The 15,795-nt window shown below is 38.1% G+C and carries 23 protein-coding genes and 1 tRNA gene; 10 read left to right on the top strand and 14 right to left on the bottom strand.

Annotated features, from left to right (window positions below; translation table 11 throughout):
* Positions 1 to 18: 18 nt before the first annotated feature.
* The 6 genes from H6G59_RS22990 to H6G59_RS22965 form a co-directional block, all read right to left on the bottom strand.
* A complete protein-coding gene (locus H6G59_RS22990) occupies positions 19 to 438 on the bottom strand; it encodes an FHA domain-containing protein (RefSeq protein ID WP_190718962.1) in 420 nt (139 codons plus the stop codon).
* Positions 439 to 525: 87 nt separating this feature from the next.
* Positions 526 to 738, bottom strand: coding sequence for a DUF2281 domain-containing protein (locus tag H6G59_RS22985; protein WP_190718959.1), 213 nt, complete (start codon positions 736 to 738; stop codon positions 526 to 528).
* Positions 739 to 871: 133 nt separating this feature from the next.
* Positions 872 to 1,156 carry a type II toxin-antitoxin system mRNA interferase toxin, RelE/StbE family gene (locus H6G59_RS22980; protein WP_190718956.1) on the bottom strand — a complete coding sequence of 95 codons (285 nt, stop codon included), beginning with the start codon at positions 1,154 to 1,156 and terminating at the stop codon, positions 872 to 874.
* The gene (locus tag H6G59_RS22975) at positions 1,131 to 1,358 is read right to left on the bottom strand and encodes a hypothetical protein (RefSeq protein WP_190718952.1); all 228 of its coding nucleotides are present in this window, start codon (positions 1,356 to 1,358) and stop codon (positions 1,131 to 1,133) included. Before H6G59_RS22975 ends, H6G59_RS22980 begins: the two co-directional genes overlap by 26 nt.
* Positions 1,359 to 1,790: 432 nt before the next feature.
* A complete protein-coding gene (locus tag H6G59_RS22970) occupies positions 1,791 to 2,027 on the bottom strand; it encodes a hypothetical protein (protein ID WP_190718949.1) in 237 nt (78 codons plus the stop codon).
* A 4-nt stretch (positions 2,028 to 2,031) separates the two neighbouring features.
* Entirely contained in the window at positions 2,032 to 2,268 is a 237-nt protein-coding gene (locus tag H6G59_RS22965) for a hypothetical protein (protein WP_190718946.1), read from the bottom strand.
* Positions 2,269 to 2,442: 174 nt separating this feature from the next.
* Between H6G59_RS22965 and H6G59_RS22960 the strand changes: the two genes are divergently transcribed.
* On the top strand, positions 2,443 to 2,808 hold the full coding sequence (locus H6G59_RS22960; RefSeq protein WP_190718943.1) for a four helix bundle protein: 366 nt from the start codon (positions 2,443 to 2,445) through the stop codon (positions 2,806 to 2,808).
* A gap of 80 nt (positions 2,809 to 2,888) precedes the next feature.
* Here H6G59_RS22960 and H6G59_RS27880 read toward each other — a convergent pair whose 3' ends face one another.
* Both H6G59_RS27880 and H6G59_RS27875 read right to left on the bottom strand, forming a co-directional pair.
* Positions 2,889 to 3,575 carry a GUN4 domain-containing protein gene (locus H6G59_RS27880; protein WP_422602966.1) on the bottom strand — a complete coding sequence of 229 codons (687 nt, stop codon included), beginning with the start codon at positions 3,573 to 3,575 and terminating at the stop codon, positions 2,889 to 2,891.
* A complete protein-coding gene (locus tag H6G59_RS27875; protein WP_422602964.1) occupies positions 3,562 to 4,323 on the bottom strand; it encodes a serine/threonine protein kinase in 762 nt (253 codons plus the stop codon). The genes H6G59_RS27880 and H6G59_RS27875 overlap by 14 nt, the downstream gene beginning before the upstream one ends.
* Before the next feature lie 124 nt (positions 4,324 to 4,447).
* On the opposite strand from H6G59_RS27875, the gene H6G59_RS22950 reads away from it, so the two are divergent.
* Positions 4,448 to 4,807: a DUF4870 domain-containing protein gene (locus tag H6G59_RS22950; protein ID WP_190718940.1), complete on the top strand. Its 360-nt coding sequence runs from the start codon at positions 4,448 to 4,450 to the stop codon at positions 4,805 to 4,807.
* 281 nt (positions 4,808 to 5,088) lie between these two features.
* Positions 5,089 to 6,066, top strand: coding sequence for a porphobilinogen synthase (gene hemB / locus H6G59_RS22945; protein WP_190718934.1), 978 nt, complete (start codon positions 5,089 to 5,091; stop codon positions 6,064 to 6,066).
* Between the two features lie 2 nt (positions 6,067 to 6,068).
* Here the strand turns inward: hemB and H6G59_RS22940 are convergent, their stop codons facing one another.
* Complete coding sequence (locus tag H6G59_RS22940) at positions 6,069 to 6,374, bottom strand: hypothetical protein (RefSeq protein ID WP_190718932.1); 306 nt, start codon at positions 6,372 to 6,374, stop codon at positions 6,069 to 6,071.
* A gap of 290 nt (positions 6,375 to 6,664) precedes the next feature.
* Between H6G59_RS22940 and H6G59_RS22935 the strand changes: the two genes are divergently transcribed.
* The 7 genes from H6G59_RS22935 (at position 6,665) to H6G59_RS22905 (ending at position 11,918) form a co-directional block, all read left to right on the top strand.
* Positions 6,665 to 6,877: a helix-turn-helix domain-containing protein gene (locus H6G59_RS22935; RefSeq protein ID WP_071189564.1), complete on the top strand. Its 213-nt coding sequence runs from the start codon at positions 6,665 to 6,667 to the stop codon at positions 6,875 to 6,877.
* 6 nt (positions 6,878 to 6,883) lie between these two features.
* Positions 6,884 to 7,096 carry a helix-turn-helix domain-containing protein gene (locus H6G59_RS22930; RefSeq protein WP_071189565.1) on the top strand — a complete coding sequence of 71 codons (213 nt, stop codon included), beginning with the start codon at positions 6,884 to 6,886 and terminating at the stop codon, positions 7,094 to 7,096.
* A 142-nt stretch (positions 7,097 to 7,238) separates the two neighbouring features.
* A complete protein-coding gene (locus H6G59_RS22925; RefSeq protein WP_071189566.1) occupies positions 7,239 to 8,222 on the top strand; it encodes an alpha-ketoacid dehydrogenase subunit beta in 984 nt (327 codons plus the stop codon).
* Between the two features lie 113 nt (positions 8,223 to 8,335).
* Complete coding sequence (gene secD / locus H6G59_RS22920) at positions 8,336 to 9,748, top strand: protein translocase subunit SecD (RefSeq protein WP_190718973.1); 1,413 nt, start codon at positions 8,336 to 8,338, stop codon at positions 9,746 to 9,748.
* Positions 9,745 to 10,722 carry a protein translocase subunit SecF gene (secF, locus tag H6G59_RS22915; protein ID WP_190718929.1) on the top strand — a complete coding sequence of 326 codons (978 nt, stop codon included), beginning with the start codon at positions 9,745 to 9,747 and terminating at the stop codon, positions 10,720 to 10,722. Before secD ends, secF begins: the two co-directional genes overlap by 4 nt.
* Before the next feature lie 127 nt (positions 10,723 to 10,849).
* Positions 10,850 to 11,263: a hypothetical protein gene (locus H6G59_RS22910; RefSeq protein WP_190718927.1), complete on the top strand. Its 414-nt coding sequence runs from the start codon at positions 10,850 to 10,852 to the stop codon at positions 11,261 to 11,263.
* Between the two features lie 175 nt (positions 11,264 to 11,438).
* Positions 11,439 to 11,918 (top strand): GNAT family N-acetyltransferase, encoded by a 480-nt coding sequence (locus tag H6G59_RS22905; RefSeq protein WP_190718924.1) that lies wholly within the window; start codon positions 11,439 to 11,441, stop codon positions 11,916 to 11,918.
* On the opposite strand, the gene H6G59_RS22900 is transcribed toward H6G59_RS22905, so the two are convergent.
* The 5 genes from H6G59_RS22900 to H6G59_RS22880 form a co-directional block, all read right to left on the bottom strand.
* A complete protein-coding gene (locus tag H6G59_RS22900; protein WP_190718921.1) occupies positions 11,872 to 12,786 on the bottom strand; it encodes a sensor histidine kinase in 915 nt (304 codons plus the stop codon). The two genes, H6G59_RS22905 and H6G59_RS22900, sit on opposite strands and share 47 nt — an antisense overlap.
* Positions 12,787 to 12,804: 18 nt before the next feature.
* Entirely contained in the window at positions 12,805 to 13,383 is a 579-nt protein-coding gene (locus H6G59_RS22895; RefSeq protein ID WP_190718918.1) for an L-threonylcarbamoyladenylate synthase, read from the bottom strand.
* Positions 13,384 to 13,481: 98 nt separating this feature from the next.
* Entirely contained in the window at positions 13,482 to 14,447 is a 966-nt protein-coding gene (prmC, locus tag H6G59_RS22890; RefSeq protein WP_190718915.1) for a peptide chain release factor N(5)-glutamine methyltransferase, read from the bottom strand.
* 5 nt (positions 14,448 to 14,452) lie between these two features.
* A complete protein-coding gene (locus H6G59_RS22885; RefSeq protein ID WP_190718912.1) occupies positions 14,453 to 15,256 on the bottom strand; it encodes a Tic22 family protein in 804 nt (267 codons plus the stop codon).
* Between the two features lie 421 nt (positions 15,257 to 15,677).
* A tRNA-Pro gene (locus tag H6G59_RS22880) sits at positions 15,678 to 15,751 on the bottom strand.
* Positions 15,752 to 15,795 lie beyond the last annotated feature (44 nt).

Below are 15,795 nucleotides of genomic sequence, written 5' to 3'. Positions count from 1 at the left end.
TTCATTGGATGGAAGATATTATGAAATGTTGACATTTTTACCCTTAATAATACTACTATACTTAAATATGTAAAGTTTTGTAACTACATTCAACATTTCTGCAGTATCACCTATTTCAATATAATCACCATCTTGTAAATCATATTCAGGAAAGTTTAATTTCTGCGCTTCTTCTGGGGTGTGGTGAGATTGTCTACCACCTATTTTTTTGTTATTAATATAAGTTCCGTTTAAACTACCTAAATCCTTGATTTTGATATCTGGGGGGTTGATATCTAATAAACAATGATAGCGAGAAACTTTTTTATCAACTTCGTAGGGTATGGATAAAGCACAATCATCATTTCTACCAATTAAACAAGTGGTGCGGGTGTCGAATATATATTGTTTTCCTGAGAGTTTACCTGTGGTAATAGTCAGGGTGATGGTAGATTGCATATTTAGGTAGTTTTTATAAATGCTGTATATTATACATGATTTTGGTGTAATTGGGGATTTTATTTGTCAGAATCAGGATGTCCAGGATTATCTGATTTTTTCTAAACTAGGAAAATCATCTTTCCAACTTCCAGCAAGGGAATAAACTAATTCTTCCCAAGAAAGGTTTGGAGAATCATTGATAGTTTGATTACTATGCAAATTTTTACTACAGATAAATTCAGCAAAATTCAGAATTTCCTCAGCTTTATCTTGGGGAAGGGTTTTAACAAGTTCGTAAATCTTTTCAGCAATGGTCATAATATAGTTAGTCCTCTAAATCCTTAAATTAGTGGATATCCTGATTCTAGCAATATTAATGGTGCGTTATGTCGCGTAGTTAATTTAATGGTATATTTTCGCATTTTTTCGCACTCCTAACGTACCCTACAAGCTATTCATAAACTTTGCTTCTATGGGCAATAAAAATAATTGTTACCAGTTTTAAGTCATCATTAATTTCATAAACAACTCTATAGTCACCTACGCGATAACGATAATAACCTAATAACTCACCTTTGAGAGATTTTATATTAGGATGATTACGAGGATTAATTTTTAAACGATCAAAACATCTATCTAACTTTTTTTGTAAAGTACCAGAAGCAGATTCAAAAAACTCCACTGCATCAATACTAATAACAACAGTATAATTAATATTTTCGTTTAAGTTGGTCAACAGCAATCACCTTTCCTTGTTTTACGTTTTCTGTAGCATGATCAAAATTTTCTTTAAATCCTACAATCTCTAATAACTCTTGAGTAGCATCATCTTCTCTTGTTGCTAAATATGCTAAAAAGTCAACTGCTACAAGTAATTTTTCCGGTGACAGTTGTTCAACATATTCTTGGATTTGTTCACGAAGTTCTAATGTATTCATAGATTATCTTGATTATTTACCTAACTTGATCATATCTTATCCTGATTCTGACAAAATTCGTCGTGGGTAGTACCTGACTCATCTGCATAAAGCAAATACATTTATTTTGTGCATCCTGGTATAATAAAAATCAGTCAAGGAGAGACCTTGCTCTCACGATCTGAAAAGATCAGACCTCTTGACTGCTACTTACATTATAACATTTATTTTTAACTGTTTACTTTCTCATTGATAAAATCAATTATTTCAGCAGTTGAGGAACTTTATAACACAAAATAAAATCCTGTAAATCCTTTAATCCTGGATATCCTGATTCTGACAAATACAAATTTACATCACCAAATAAACTATCTAAAAATTACCATCCTGTACATCCTCTAATCCTGTATATCATGATTTATGACAATTTAAATTGCGTTACATCGCTACAAACTACGAACTAAATAAAGCTAATAATTCTCGATTTTCTGTAGGTAATTGTAGTAAAATAAAATAGGAACTAGGATAAAGATAATCTTCTCCTGATTCATCTATAACACGAATTTGATGATGTTGACTTGCTTTTTCATCAGGTAAAATTTCATAGATTTTTCTGGTTTCTAAAGAAGCTGGGTATTTATCATTTTTGATACAAATAGCGAATTGTTTAGATATGTTGGAATTTGACATAGGTTTACTCATCTAAAATGTACTTAATTTTTATTTCTTTTTTACCAATACCATGAGCTTCATACCAATGAAGTTCAGCTTGGCAGATACTTTCATCTTCTAATTTAATGGTAGCAATTCCTTTTAATTTTCGCCATCTCCCTTGTCCATAGATTTTCTTTAATCTTTCTACATCACGAATTGATTTATCAATAGCAATTATTTCTATTTGTTCAATTTGTCCTAAAATATCAAAATTCAATATTTTTTCTCCTTCAATAATAATGGTGCGTTACGTCGCGTATTTAATTTATTTGTACATTTTATAATCTTTTCGCGCTCCTAACGCACCCTACACCCTGCGGGAAGTCAAAAGTCAAAAGTCAAAAGTCAAAAATTAATTATACTTAATTAAAAGTTAGAGATTTTGATGATCATGAATTATACACCAATAAATGAAAGAACTTTTGAATTTGCTGTGAGAATCACAAAATTGTGTTCTTATCTTGATAAACAAGCAGGAACTCCAAGATTATTAGCTGCTCAATTATTTAGATCAGGTACATCTATTGGTGCTAATATGGAAGAATCTCGTAGTGCTGAAAGTGATAAGGATTTTGTTAGTAAACAATCAATAGCACTCAAGGAAGCAAGGGAAACAAAGTATTGGTTAAGGTTGTTAGTTAAATCGGAAATTGTTCCTAATGAAAAAGTAGCAGATTTGGTTGATGAATGTGAACAGTTGATGAGAATTATTGCTAAATCAATTGTCACCACAAAAGAAAAGATGAAAAATGATTAATTTCTTACTTTCTTCTTACTTTCCTACTTTCTTATTTTTTGACTTTTGACTTTTGACTTTTGACTTCCCCTTAGGGCGTGTTACAATCTACAAGTCTCGACGCGAGAGAAGAGATATCTCCACATTTCTTTATTAATCATCCTAAACCTCCCACCTAATCTTAACAAATCATTTGGGAGGTGTCCATCTGGTGCTGTTATATCAAAAGTAATATGTTCGTGGAACAACCAGTCTCCTCCTTTTCGCTTCCATCCTATTGTTTCCGCAAAGTTAACCCAGATGTCTGAGTTATATTCTCTCGTTCCATCGAAACTTTGATAAATTCGTTTCTGCACAGAAAAACCAAATTTACCATCACTGTATTTTACCCACAATCGATCAATGGTGTGGAGGTCTGCACAGGGAAAATTATCAATGAGTTTAACATCTAACCAACGTTCTTTTTCCCGTTTCGCAACCGCTAACATCACCCTTTTTGTTTCCTCATCTGCTTTTTTCCATTTTCCAGCTTTGAGTAAGTCACGTAGTTTTGTGTAGTCCATTCCACAACATGATTTTAGTCCCCCCTCTTCGCTTGCGGGCAGGGGGTTAGGGGGTGGGGTTCTTCTCGGTTGAACCACCAAACCCAAACTTTCCCGAAACTTAAAAACCGTCGCAGTGCGTTTTTCCGGTTCTATTTCCATACCCTGCAAAATAGCATCATTCACCCTCTGACTAATGCGAGAATTATAATGTTTGGGTTCGGGTAAAGGTTCATTCATCATCATATTTCCGGTTGACTGCTGGTACTGGACAAATTTCTCCCTCTTGTTTCAATCCATCAGCAGTTAAGAGATAATATAAAGTTGCAGCTAAAGCATAAACGTCAGTGTGAGAACCAAAATTACCCTTACGACGATATTGTTCAATAGGTGCATAACCAGGAGTTCTATCTTCAGTCATACTACTTGTAGCGATACTCCGAGTTAAACCAAAATCTATTAAAACCGCTTCTTGTTTATTTTGTCGTAACAGAATATTTCCTGGTTTAATATCTCGGTGTAACTGTCCTTTATTGTGGATATATTCTAACGCTTGACCAATTTGATCTATATATAATAGTGCTTCACTTTCTGATAATTGTCCTTTATTTTGGACATAGTTAAATAATGTCACCCCATCAATATATTCCATCACCACCCCAAAAAGTTGACCTTCTTGGATGACTTCATAAACTTTGAGAATGTGTATATGATCAAAACCTTTAATTGTCAAGGCTTCGTTAATAAACTTAACCTGTTGTTCTGCAAAGTCCTCCCTGATTTGCATCTGTTGATTCAGGGTTTTGATGGCGTATAATTTACCCGTGCTGGGTTCTACGGCTTTGTAGGTGATACCAAAACCACCGCTACCCAAGGGTTTACCTTGAATGATAAATCTACCGTTATTGATTTGTTGCCCTGGTTGCCAAATAATCATACCTTTGATAGTAGATATTGCTGAGATTGATTTAATATCTTGTAAAAATTGTATCATTACAGCAATTCTATTTGATTTTCTTAAATCCCAGACTTATTAAAAAAGTTGTGTATTTTTTAGTATGAAAATTGTGCCTTCATTCTTGATATAATAAATAACCAGAACTGAACAGGAGATAAGAATGTACGACAGCGATAAACGTAAACTATTATCAGCCCTCTGTCACGGGGCAATTTTTTTCAGCACCACAATTGTCTCCGTTGGTTTACCCATAGCCATATTATTTGTATCTGATGATCCTGTTGTCAAAGACAATGCCAAAGAATCAATCAATTTCCATTTTAACGTTTGGTTCTATGGAGCAATTCTAGCAGCTTTGTTTTTTCTCACTAGTTGGTTAATTTTACCGCTAATCGTTTTGTTACCAATCGCAGGTTTAGGATATATCATCCACTGGGGACTGACAATCTGGGCGCTAATTGCTGTCTTTAGTAATCCTGATCAACCTTATCGTTATCCGTTTATTTTCCGAGTATTTTAGGATAGAATCAGGAAAAATATGGTAATTTGATTAATCACCAATCTTTGATTAAACCATTTACCCAAATGAAGTGCATGAATTTTTTAAGATAGTTTTTTGCAAAGTTTTTATAAGCAAATGTCTATCAAGTTGTAAAATATAAAATTGCCCCACAGCTTGATCAACAGTAGGGCAAAGACAGTTAAGCACTGTTTCTAGTGTGTCTGAAAAAAGCAGGCTAAAACCTGTCTTTTGTGACGCTTTGTGTTATGTCCATTGTGGTTTTTTCTTGATAAAAAATTATGTTTCCTATACATCGCCCCCGCCGGTTACGTACTCATCCTCAATTGCGTCGAATGGTACGTGAAACCGTTTTAACAACCAATGATTTGATTTATCCATTGTTTGCTGTCCCCGGTGAAAGTGTTGCTAAAGAAGTTAAATCTATGCCTGGTGTCTACCAACTTTCGGTAGATAAAATTGTCGAAGAAGCAAAGGAAGTTTATGACTTAGGAATTCCCGCCATTATCTTATTTGGAATTCCGGCAGATAAAGATGTAGATGCTACTGGTGCTTGGCATGATTGTGGTATTGTTCAAAAAGCAGCAACCGCAGTCAAGGAAGCAGTTCCTGATTTAATTGTCATGGCTGATACTTGTTTGTGTGAATATACAAATCATGGACATTGTGGTTATTTACAAACTGGTGATTTGACAGGAAGGGTTTTAAATGATCCAACTTTGGAATTATTGAAGAAAACCGCAGTTTCCCAAGCTAAAGCAGGTGCGGATATTATTGCACCTTCGGGAATGATGGATGGTTTTGTCCAAGCAATTCGTGCAGGTTTAGATGAAGCGGGATTTGAAGATATCCCGATTATGTCTTATGCTGCTAAATATGCTTCCGCTTATTATGGCCCGTTTAGAGATGCAGCCGACTCAACACCGCAGTTTGGAGATAGACGTACTTACCAAATGGACCCTGGTAATGCTCGTGAAGCGATTAAAGAAATTGAGTTGGATATTGCTGAAGGCGCTGATATGCTGATGGTGAAGCCGGCTTTGGCATATATGGATATTATCTGGCGCGTTAAGGAAGCTACTAATTTACCTGTGGCGGCTTATAATGTCTCTGGTGAGTATGCAATGGTGAAAGCTGCGGCTTTAAATGGTTGGATTGATGAACAGCGCGTTGTTATGGAAACTTTGACTGGGTTTAAACGGGCTGGTGCTGATTTGATTTTGACTTACCACGCTAAAGATGCGGCTCGGTGGTTGTAAGTTTAAGATATTATCTCACGCAGAGACGCAGAGGCACAGAGAGTGTTTTTGTGTTTGGGCGTGAGATTATTAGTAATGATTTCGTAATCTTTAAATTCCTTTAAAAACTGATGTGGATTGACTATTTGCATTTCTTGGTAATTTTTTAAAGGTAATAGGTGTTCTCTGTCTAAACTTATGATGTAATCAGCTTTACTTTCTAAACCTGCGGCTAATATCATATTATCTTTTATATCTATATCATCTAATTTGTAGCAAGTGTAATCACCCGATATGATAACAGCAGCGAATATTTTTGATTTCTGCAACTGGAATTTTCAGCAGCAAAGCAACTGCTTCTTCAGTAACAAACTTAAATAAAGGATTGACAGAGTTGGATTTCGATTGTTCAATCGTTATCATAGTGATAGATTTCTATCTTTTGGGTAGATGAACCTGGCTTTCGGGTAAAAGACACCAAGAGGTTGAAATTTACTTTAGATTTGCCGATCGCTCTTTTGTTTGGTAGGCTGAAGAGCGATAGTGTTAAGCGCTGACTTGTCAGTTCGCTTTTTATTCCTGTAACTATTAAAGGATAGATACATACCTTTTGTCAAGTATGGGTTTGGTAAGGTTGCGGATAAAAGAATTTGCGGCTGAGAATGGTTGGACATTAAAAGAAGTGTCTGATCGTTCTGGAGTAGGGTACAGTGCGCTCAAGGTTTATGCGCGTTCTCCTGGGTTGGCAACTGTAGATGTGACATCCTTACACAAGTTAGCACGAACCTTTAACGTATTGATAGAAGACTTGTATGAAATAGTGCAGGAATAATAAACTATGGGCTTGGTGAGGTTGCGGGTCAAAGAATTTGCGGCTGAGAAGGGCTGGACGCTCAAAGAAGTTTCAGAGCGTTCAGGAATTGCATACACCACGCTCAAGAACTATGCTAAGTCTCCGGGCTTGGCTACTGTGGACGTAACTTCTCTGCAAAAGCTGGCACGGACGTTTGAAGTTTTGATTGAAGATTTATATGATGTTGTAGAAGAGTAGGGTGATTCCATTCAAAATGAGGAATCTTCATTCCGGGAGCCTTTCACCTCTTATCTGTTATCAATAAGAGTGCGATCGCTGACGGTATTGGGGACAATGACACGATAAAATTCTAAAACAATAAATTGTAATAAAGGTCTAAATGGCAGAAACACTATTTTTCAACGCCCTCCGGGAAGCCATTGATGAAGAAATGGCGCGTGATTCCAGCGTATTTGTTCTTGGTGAAGACGTAGGACAGTACGGTGGCTCCTATAAAGTAACCAAAGACCTATATCAAAAGTATGGCGAACTCAGAGTTTTAGACACTCCTATTGCCGAAAATAGCTTTACAGGGTTGGCTGTAGGAGCCGCAATGACAGGGTTAAGACCTATCATTGAAGGCATGAATATGGGCTTTTTGCTTTTAGCCTTCAACCAAATCTCGAACAACGCCGGTATGTTGCGCTACACTTCTGGCGGTAATTTTAAAATCCCTATGGTCATTCGTGGCCCCGGTGGTGTAGGTAGACAGCTAGGTGCAGAACATTCTCAGCGACTAGAAGCTTATTTCCAAGCCGTTCCAGGGTTAAAGATTGTCGCTTGTTCCACACCTTACAACGCCAAAGGACTGCTTAAAGCCGCAATCCGTGATGATAATCCCGTGTTATTTTTTGAACACGTTTTGCTTTATAACTTAAAAGAAAATCTGCCAGAAACAGAATATTTACTACCACTGGATAAAGCTGAAGTAGTCCGTCAAGGTAAAGATGTCACAATTTTGACTTATTCCCGGATGCGGTATCATGTACTGCAAGCCGTAAAAACTTTGGAAAAACAAGGATACGATCCAGAAGTTATTGACTTGATATCTCTCAAGCCCCTTGATTTTGATACCATTGGCGCATCGATACGAAAAACCCACCGTGTAGTGATTGTGGAAGAGTGCATGAGAACAGGGGGTATTGGCGCAGAACTAACCGCTTCTATCAACGATCGCTTGTTTGATGAATTAGATGCACCTGTACTGCGGCTTTCTTCCCAAGATATACCCACACCTTACAACGGTAATCTGGAACGCCTAACAATTATTCAACCAGAGCAAATCGTTGAAGCAGTCCAAAAAATGGTAGCTTTACGAGTTTAGTGAATTGGGGACTGGGGATTGGTTAAAAACTATTACCCATCACCAGTCCAAACTTCTACTCATAACGCGATCAAAGAACGCTATTATAGCATTTGTCAGTTGTGAGTGATAGTATGCAAAGACAGCGATCGCTATTAGCGTTGATTATAGTTTTGGTCATCGCCGCTATTGCGGTGATTGCGACAATTCCCGTACCCTTGGGATTGGACTTGCGGGGCGGCTCACAGCTTACAATTCAGGTGAAACCAACAGCGGAAATTAAGCAAATCACCGAAAGAGAATTGGAGGCCGTGAAGAAAGTCGTCGAAGGACGGATTAATGGTTTAGGCGTTTCGGAACCGGTAATTCAAACTGTGGGTACAGATAAAATCTTAGTACAACTGCCTGGAGTGAATGACCCAGAACAAGCAGAACGGGTACTAGGGGGTACAGCCCAGTTAGAATTTAAGATTCAAAAACCGAATACAGAAACTCAAGTGTATGCGCTGCAAGTATCACGATCTGAATTCAAAGCTAAACAAGAAGAGTTGAGAAAGAGCGATGATAAAGCAGCAATTACCAAAAATCAGGAAGATTTAAACAACAGTAATCAAGCACTTGCGGAATTATTTGAAAGCACCAACCCACCACTCACAGGTAAATACCTCAAAGATGCCTACGGTGAACCCACTCAAGGTGATAGTTGGAATGTTGCCATTCGTTTTGATGAACAGGGTGGTAAACTCTTTGCTGACTTGACTAAAACCCTAGCTGGGACTGGACGCGGCATCGGTATTTTTCTTGACAATGAACTGATTAGTTCTCCCAGCGTTGGTATAGAATTTGCCACAACAGGGATTACAGGCGGTTCTGCGGTGATTACAGGTCGGTTTCAAGCCGAAGAAGCGAACAATTTAGGTGTGCAGTTACGAGGTGGCGCGTTACCAGTACCTGTAGAAATTGCTGAAAGACGGACAGTAGGAGCAACTCTAGGTAAAGACAGTATTCAACGCAGCATATACGCTGGTATCGGTGGTCTGATTTTAGTATTAATATTTATGGTCTTGTACTATAGACTACCAGGAATGATAGCGAATGTCTCACTAGTGATTTACTCCCTACTTACTTGGGCTACTTTTTGTTTATTGGGTGTCACCCTCACCTTACCGGGAATTGCTGGTTTTATTCTCAGTATTGGTATGGCTGTAGATGCTAACGTGTTAATTTTTGAACGGACAAGGGAAGAATTGCAAGCAGGTAAATCTTTATATCGTTCTGTAGAATCGGGTTTTTACAGGGCTTTTTCCAGCATTTTAGATAGTAATGTCACCACCTGGATTGCTTGTGCCGCATTATTTTGGCTGGGTTCAGGATTAGTAAAAGGCTTTGCTCTCACTTTAGCTTTAGGGGTAGCAGTGAGTATGTTTACAGCCATTACCTGTAGTCGCACATTCATGTTTTTGGCTATTTCCATTCCCTCTTGGCGGAAAACAGAACTTTACAGTCCTAATGTGCCAAAAGTGAATAAAGTGGAGGTAGCTCAATGAAACTAAGTATTAACAAATCGCGATCACTCTGGTGGACTATTTCGGCTGCTATCATTCTTAGCGGTATCATCTCAATGGTGATTTCTTGGCAAACACCAGCTATCAAAGCACCCCTACGCCCTAGTTTAGATTTTATCGGTGGGACGCGATTACAGCTAGTCCGAGACTGTAGTCCACCTAATAACTGTGACCAACCAATAGATATCAACGCCGTTCGAGAAGTCGCTAAATCACAGGGACTTGGAGATAGTAGCATCCAATTAATTTCCGAAAATGGTAAAGAAAATGGCATTACCATTCGCACCAAGAACTTGGAAACAGAACAGCGTACTAAGTTGCAAAACGCCTTAAGCGAAAAAATCGGTGCTTTCGACCCTCAAAAAAACCAAATTGACTCTGTAGGTGCAACACTAGGAAAAGAGCTATTTAGGTCGGGTATCTTAGCTCTGATAGTTTCCTTTTTGGGTATTACTATCTACATGGCTTTCCGGTTTCAGTGGGACTATGCCCTGTTTGCGATTGTGGCTCTATTTCACGATATTTTAGTCACTGTCGGTGTATTCTCAATTTTGGGCTTAGTTGCAGGTACAGAAGTAGATAGTCTCTTTATCGTCGCGTTGCTTACCATCACAGGTTTTTCAGTTAACGATACGGTGGTAATTTATGACCGGATTCGTGAAACTCTTAAACTCAATCCCGAACGTCCAATTGCGGAAATTGTTGATGATGCTGTCAACCAAACTTTGTCTCGGTCAATCAACACTACCTTAACAACACTGTTGACATTATCTGCTATTTTCCTATTTGGTGGAGAAACGCTGCATAATTTCTCTTTGGCTCTAATTATTGGCTTTATTATGGGGGCTTATTCCAGTATTTTTATCGCCAGTACGCTTCTAACTTGGTGGCGAGAGCGCACAGAAACATCTACACTTGAAGCAATTAATACATCTGTTAGTTCCCAGGATAGTTAACTCAGGAATTAGTTCAAAATGGGATTAAAATAATTCGTAATTCGTAATTCGTAATTCGTAATTAGGAAAATTCCCCTTACTCCTTCTGGATTCTGTGCTTCCTGCTATATTGTAATTTTCTTGTCCTATGGCTCAACAGGAAGAACCACTAATTAATGACTCAAGCTTAGAAAAATCTGACGCTTCTTTTATTCGCCAAGTACAAAGGTTACACCAATTAACAGTGTATGGCAGGTGGTTATTTGCTGGCGGTTCGTGGCTCCTGATTGCACCAGTTTGCTTATGGGATTTACGTGCAGAAATGGCTTTGTGGCAACAATATTTTACTTGGGTAGCAGTGCGATATGGACTCGCTTTTCATCCACTAGCTACTCTAGGTTTATCCTTTTGTATTGCCATAACTATTTCTGTTTTAGTTTGGCAAAGTCGGAATATTCTTTTGGGATTACCACTACAGGAAAAGCAACGCTTAGAAACACAAGTTTGTCGCATCCGTCAGCAGGGTCCTACTCATCCTCTCTGGAAGTGGGTTTGTCAGTGAATAGGGAATACAGAGAACAGGTAAGAGGAGGGAGTTTTTTTGATTTTGTGAAAGTAACCTACTGTAAGCAGTATTTTCATTTTTTGAGTTGCATATACATATACAGCTTTAAGTATTTTAAGCTAAATATGACATAACAAAAGTCTAGATCATACCATAATTTGGGTGTCTAAACATGAAATATTCTCAAATTCATTTTAGAGAGCATACAAGCGCTCGCTCTTCAGAAATTGATCTTTACCAACTCCAGAATCTGTTTAATATTGCCGCTTTCTGGGCAAAAGGGCGTAGTATTGAGGATTTAGGCATAGCTATTGCCAACAGTGACCCAGTTATTTCTGTGTGGGATGGAGAGCGATTAATTGGCTTTGCTAGAGCTACTTCCGATGGCATCTATCGCGCTACAATTTGGGATGTTGTCATTCATCCAGAGTATCAAGGCAATGGACTGGGAATTAAATTAGTAGAAACCATTTTGACTCATCCACGAATGCAGGTAGAGCGCGTTTATCTGATGACTACTAATCAACAGGCATTTTACGAAAAGATTGGTTTTCAAACTAATAGTACAACTACGATGGTGCTATACAATCAATCTAATTTTGCTTCTATTGCAATTGAAGAAATTCAGATTCAGAAGTCACTAGGGGCATAGATATTTGTAACCTAGTCAAATCCTGTGTTGCTTTTTGGGTGGTGGGAGCGGGGATAATTTCTATTTTTCCTCCCATTACTTCTAATAGTTGTTGATTTAGTAAAAGCTTCATTCCCGATGAAATATTAATATTTTCTTGCTTTGTTTTGTGTTCAGATGTCATTAAGTCTATTTTCTCACTCCAAATTGCAGCATGATTTGGAATATCTAGGCAAATATGAACGCAATTATTTTTAGGTAGAATCTGAGTAGAAAGACACATACTGCCTTCTTCCATCTGAGAAATTGTCGTGTCTATTAAATTTAGCAATATTTGGCGTAGCCAGCGCTTATCTGCTAAAACGTAAATTTCCGGTTCTGGCAGCGTCACAGTAAAGGGATAATTACGATTGGCCGCCAGCATATAAGTTAATTTATGAACTTCCTGCAAAACTTCAGTTAGCTGTATAGGCTGAATATCTAATTTGTTTGTCCCATGTTCTGTTCGGGCAATACTAAGAATTTCATCAATCATTTTCAGCAATTTTAGCGATCGCTCATAAGCTTGAGCTACAAACTCCCGTTCTTCTGCTGGATTTTCGCACAAATCGTTCAAAATTAACTGATGTAACCCAATTAAACCATTCAAGGGCGATCGCAATTCATGGCTAGTCCTGGCTAAAAAACCCGCTTTAAACTGGCTCATTTCTTGCGCCATTTCGTAGGCCAGTTGGCTTTGCTTCAATTGTTGCAAAAGTTGGGTTTCTTGCTGTTGTGGAGCATTTGCAGAAGGAGCGGTTGTAGATTTGGAAGACTGTAGAAATAATCTACAAAAGCCTATTCCTAATCCTATTCCTATTCCTAGATATAACCAATTAATAAAATTCATTATTTTATAATTTTAATTCTAATTCTGATCCAATTTAATAGAACCTTGTCGCAAAATCAGCCAATTCTTCCCTGTCCATTTAACAACAGTAGAAGGTATTCCCAAGCCTTTGTATTCTGTAGATTCTAAAGTGAGAACCTCTGGAAAATGAATGTTAATTTCAGTTCGATTTTCTAAAGCAGGTTGTCCTGATAAATTGACGCTAGTTGTAGCCATTGGTCCAGTTTGTGCCAAAATAGTTTGAGCAACTTGATGATTTGGTACTCTAATTCCCATAGTCGTTGGATCATGAGGATTCATGACTTTAGGAATTTTATCACTGGCTGGTAAAACCAAAGTCAACGCCCCAGGCCAATATTGATTGACAACTTTTTGCCAGATTTGATATTCAATTTCGCTACCTTGAACATAATCCCACAAATCTTCAGCTTTAGCAGCCATTAAAATCAAAGGTTTATCTAAACTGCGTTGTTTAGCAGCATAAATCAATTCTGCTTGTTCAGGTATGGTAGCTAGTGCAGGTACAGTATCTGTGGGTAAGCTGATTAATTTTCCAGCTTTTGCAGAGTTGATCAGGACTTCTAGGGAAACATTCATAAATGTAGTTTTTCTCCAGGAGTAGGGATTTAGCAATGTGCTTTACTCCTACCTTTTAAATCACGTTGTCAGAATCAGGATTTCCAGGATTTGAGGATTTACAGGATGAAATGAGTGTAATTATCTTTTTTGTCAGAATCAGACATTTTTATATAAGCTACAGCAAAACGTTCAATTCCTGCTAAATCAGCATGAATAGAAATATTATAATAATTACCGTTATTTTCTAATAATTCTCTTACTATATCTGCTTGTCCCGCCATCATTTCAATCAACCACACCCCACCCGGACGCAAATACTGAGGTGAAATGGCGATTAAATGACGGATATAATCTAAACCATCAAAGCCACCATCTAACGCTAAATGGGGTTCATGTTTAACCACTTCCGGTTGTAAAGTCATTACAGTATCACTAGGGATATATGGCGGATTTGATACCATCCCGCTAAACTGACCTTTCAGCGATTCTAGGGGTTGCCACCAAGAACCTTGATAAAATTTAATCCGTTCCCCAAAACCCAAATTTTCAGCATTAGTTTTAGCAACGGCCAATGCTTCTGCACTCAAATCAACTGCATGAATTGTGGCATTTGTCAATACCTCAGCTAGTCCCAGCGCGATCGCACCACTACCAGTACCCAAATCCGCCCAATGTTGCTGTGTAGAGACGTTCCATGGAACGTCTTTACATTGGTTAGCAGCGGCCACAGCCAAATCAATCAACATCTCTGTTTCTGGTCTAGGAATTAAAACCGCACTTGACACTGCGAGTTTAAACAGTCGCCAAGGTGTAACGCCAGCAATATACTGTACTGGCAAGCGATCATATAAGCGTCTTTGCCACAACTGGTCTAACTCTTCCAAAGACAACTGCATCTGGATGTGATTCCATGCTTTGAAAGACTCCAAACGCAGTGCCAAACGGTCTAATCCAGCTATTTCCTGTAACAGCCAATCTACTTCTAGCGGTGAGACATCATGAGCGATCGCAGTCTGAATTGCAATATTGCGCCATTGCCAAATTTCTACACCAGAAATGACCTTTGGCTGTTGGTTCTCCATCCTTCTTATGGCTGCTTGGAAGGTAAAGTTTTCGGCTTGGGAGCATTATCTCTGGGCAAAGTCTTGATATATTCTCTAGATTCTGGAGATGGAACCAAGACCACTTGGTTTAACCACGAATCGTTTTTATCTTTTAAAGTTTTAATCACCCCATCTACATCTATAACTTGAATATCAGCCGTAGGAAACTTTGGCTTCACTTGGTTCAATAAACCTTGTGCATCTTGTTTACTCAAGAATAGAGGAATAGTTTGCTGTTTCTCAGTACCCAGTTGAATAGGTACATACCCTTTATCCGGTGCAAATCTGACTGCGAAAACTGGTACGCTCTTAAACTGATCTATTTTTTGACCACTGGCACGTAGCAAGTCTAAAGCCCCTTTCAGTTCTTGATCTACAGGCTTAAAAGCAAATAAAAGGCGATTTGGCTGGTTTTTGCTTTGTTGCAATTGTTGATAAATTACACCTAAAGGAACAGCTGTGACTTGTAGTTTCTTTGCCATGTCCTCCAGTTTAGGGTCTTTATTTTTGGCATTCCGCAGTTCTTTGATAAAAGCCAAAGCTTCTTGTCGGCTCATATATACACCCGTTACTGAGCCACCTTTTTGACCATTCTGACCATCGGGTAAATTACGGCTCAGGGGTAGACCTTTATCATTGGTAATTAAGTAAACAGGTACTGAGTCTAATTTGTCTTTTATTTGTTGTTCTGATAATGCCTGCACAGGAAGACTGAGGCCAACAACACTTAAGAAAAATGTACTCCCTACTAAACCTAAGGTTGCTCCCCAGCGAACTAATGATTTCATAATTACTCCTCACTTCAATATCAATAGTTGAATTAACTTAGACAAGCCCAAAAATGTGGGAATTTATACAGCAACAAATAGTCTCAGTTATCTATCAAGCTATTTTATAGGTAAATAACTAGTAGATTTAGCTAATTTTTTTATTGCCTTGCCATTCACTACGAAATGCTGTATTCGCCTATTATATTTCTTCTCAAGCGGGGTGTTATATCCCGGACTCTTGATCAGAACAATGCTATTTTATTGTTTTTCTCACTTATTGGTGACGCTATGAATAAATAAATCGTTCCAATTGCGATCGCTTCCAGGTATACGAAAATTAGGCATTATTACTTTATATCAAGTAGGATATTTTTTCATCTGCCTAAATCCTAATACATACAAAGTAAAAAATGCCACTGCTAAAATATGTGCTTACAAATCGGGATGACAGGATTTGAACCTGCGGCATCCTGCTCCCAAAGCAGGCGCGCTACCAAGCTGCGCTACATCCCGGAAAAGTCACTTTTGCATCACACAACTTTCATTATGTTTAACTC

The organism is Anabaena lutea FACHB-196 (assembly GCF_014698305.1).
In the GTDB taxonomy this organism is placed as follows: Bacteria; Cyanobacteriota; Cyanobacteriia; order Cyanobacteriales; family Nostocaceae; genus Anabaena; species Anabaena lutea.
This window is presented reverse-complemented; position numbering and strand designations above follow the sequence as displayed.

Excerpts from the sequence above, each read along its gene's own strand:
- H6G59_RS22990 (WP_190718962.1), bottom strand. The coding sequence starts at position 438 with ATGCAATCTACCATCACCCTGACTATTACCACAGGTAAACTCTCAGGA.
- H6G59_RS22985 (WP_190718959.1), bottom strand. The coding sequence starts at position 738 with ATGACCATTGCTGAAAAGATTTACGAACTTGTTAAAACCCTTCCCCAA.
- H6G59_RS22975 (WP_190718952.1), bottom strand. The coding sequence starts at position 1,358 with ATGAATACATTAGAACTTCGTGAACAAATCCAAGAATATGTTGAACAA.
- H6G59_RS22970 (WP_190718949.1), bottom strand. The coding sequence starts at position 2,027 with ATGTCAAATTCCAACATATCTAAACAATTCGCTATTTGTATCAAAAAT.
- H6G59_RS22960 (WP_190718943.1), top strand. The coding sequence starts at position 2,443 with ATGAATTATACACCAATAAATGAAAGAACTTTTGAATTTGCTGTGAGA.
- H6G59_RS27880 (WP_422602966.1), bottom strand. The coding sequence starts at position 3,575 with ATGATGATGAATGAACCTTTACCCGAACCCAAACATTATAATTCTCGC.
- H6G59_RS27875 (WP_422602964.1), bottom strand. The coding sequence starts at position 4,323 with ATGATACAATTTTTACAAGATATTAAATCAATCTCAGCAATATCTACT.
- H6G59_RS22950 (WP_190718940.1), top strand. The coding sequence starts at position 4,448 with ATGTACGACAGCGATAAACGTAAACTATTATCAGCCCTCTGTCACGGG.
- hemB (WP_190718934.1), top strand. The coding sequence starts at position 5,089 with ATGTTTCCTATACATCGCCCCCGCCGGTTACGTACTCATCCTCAATTG.
- H6G59_RS22935 (WP_071189564.1), top strand. The coding sequence starts at position 6,665 with ATGGGTTTGGTAAGGTTGCGGATAAAAGAATTTGCGGCTGAGAATGGT.
- H6G59_RS22930 (WP_071189565.1), top strand. The coding sequence starts at position 6,884 with ATGGGCTTGGTGAGGTTGCGGGTCAAAGAATTTGCGGCTGAGAAGGGC.
- H6G59_RS22925 (WP_071189566.1), top strand. The coding sequence starts at position 7,239 with ATGGCAGAAACACTATTTTTCAACGCCCTCCGGGAAGCCATTGATGAA.
- secD (WP_190718973.1), top strand. The coding sequence starts at position 8,336 with ATGCAAAGACAGCGATCGCTATTAGCGTTGATTATAGTTTTGGTCATC.
- secF (WP_190718929.1), top strand. The coding sequence starts at position 9,745 with ATGAAACTAAGTATTAACAAATCGCGATCACTCTGGTGGACTATTTCG.
- H6G59_RS22910 (WP_190718927.1), top strand. The coding sequence starts at position 10,850 with ATGGCTCAACAGGAAGAACCACTAATTAATGACTCAAGCTTAGAAAAA.
- H6G59_RS22905 (WP_190718924.1), top strand. The coding sequence starts at position 11,439 with ATGAAATATTCTCAAATTCATTTTAGAGAGCATACAAGCGCTCGCTCT.
- H6G59_RS22900 (WP_190718921.1), bottom strand. The coding sequence starts at position 12,786 with ATGAATTTTATTAATTGGTTATATCTAGGAATAGGAATAGGATTAGGA.
- H6G59_RS22895 (WP_190718918.1), bottom strand. The coding sequence starts at position 13,383 with ATGAATGTTTCCCTAGAAGTCCTGATCAACTCTGCAAAAGCTGGAAAA.
- prmC (WP_190718915.1), bottom strand. The coding sequence starts at position 14,447 with ATGGAGAACCAACAGCCAAAGGTCATTTCTGGTGTAGAAATTTGGCAA.
- H6G59_RS22885 (WP_190718912.1), bottom strand. The coding sequence starts at position 15,256 with ATGAAATCATTAGTTCGCTGGGGAGCAACCTTAGGTTTAGTAGGGAGT.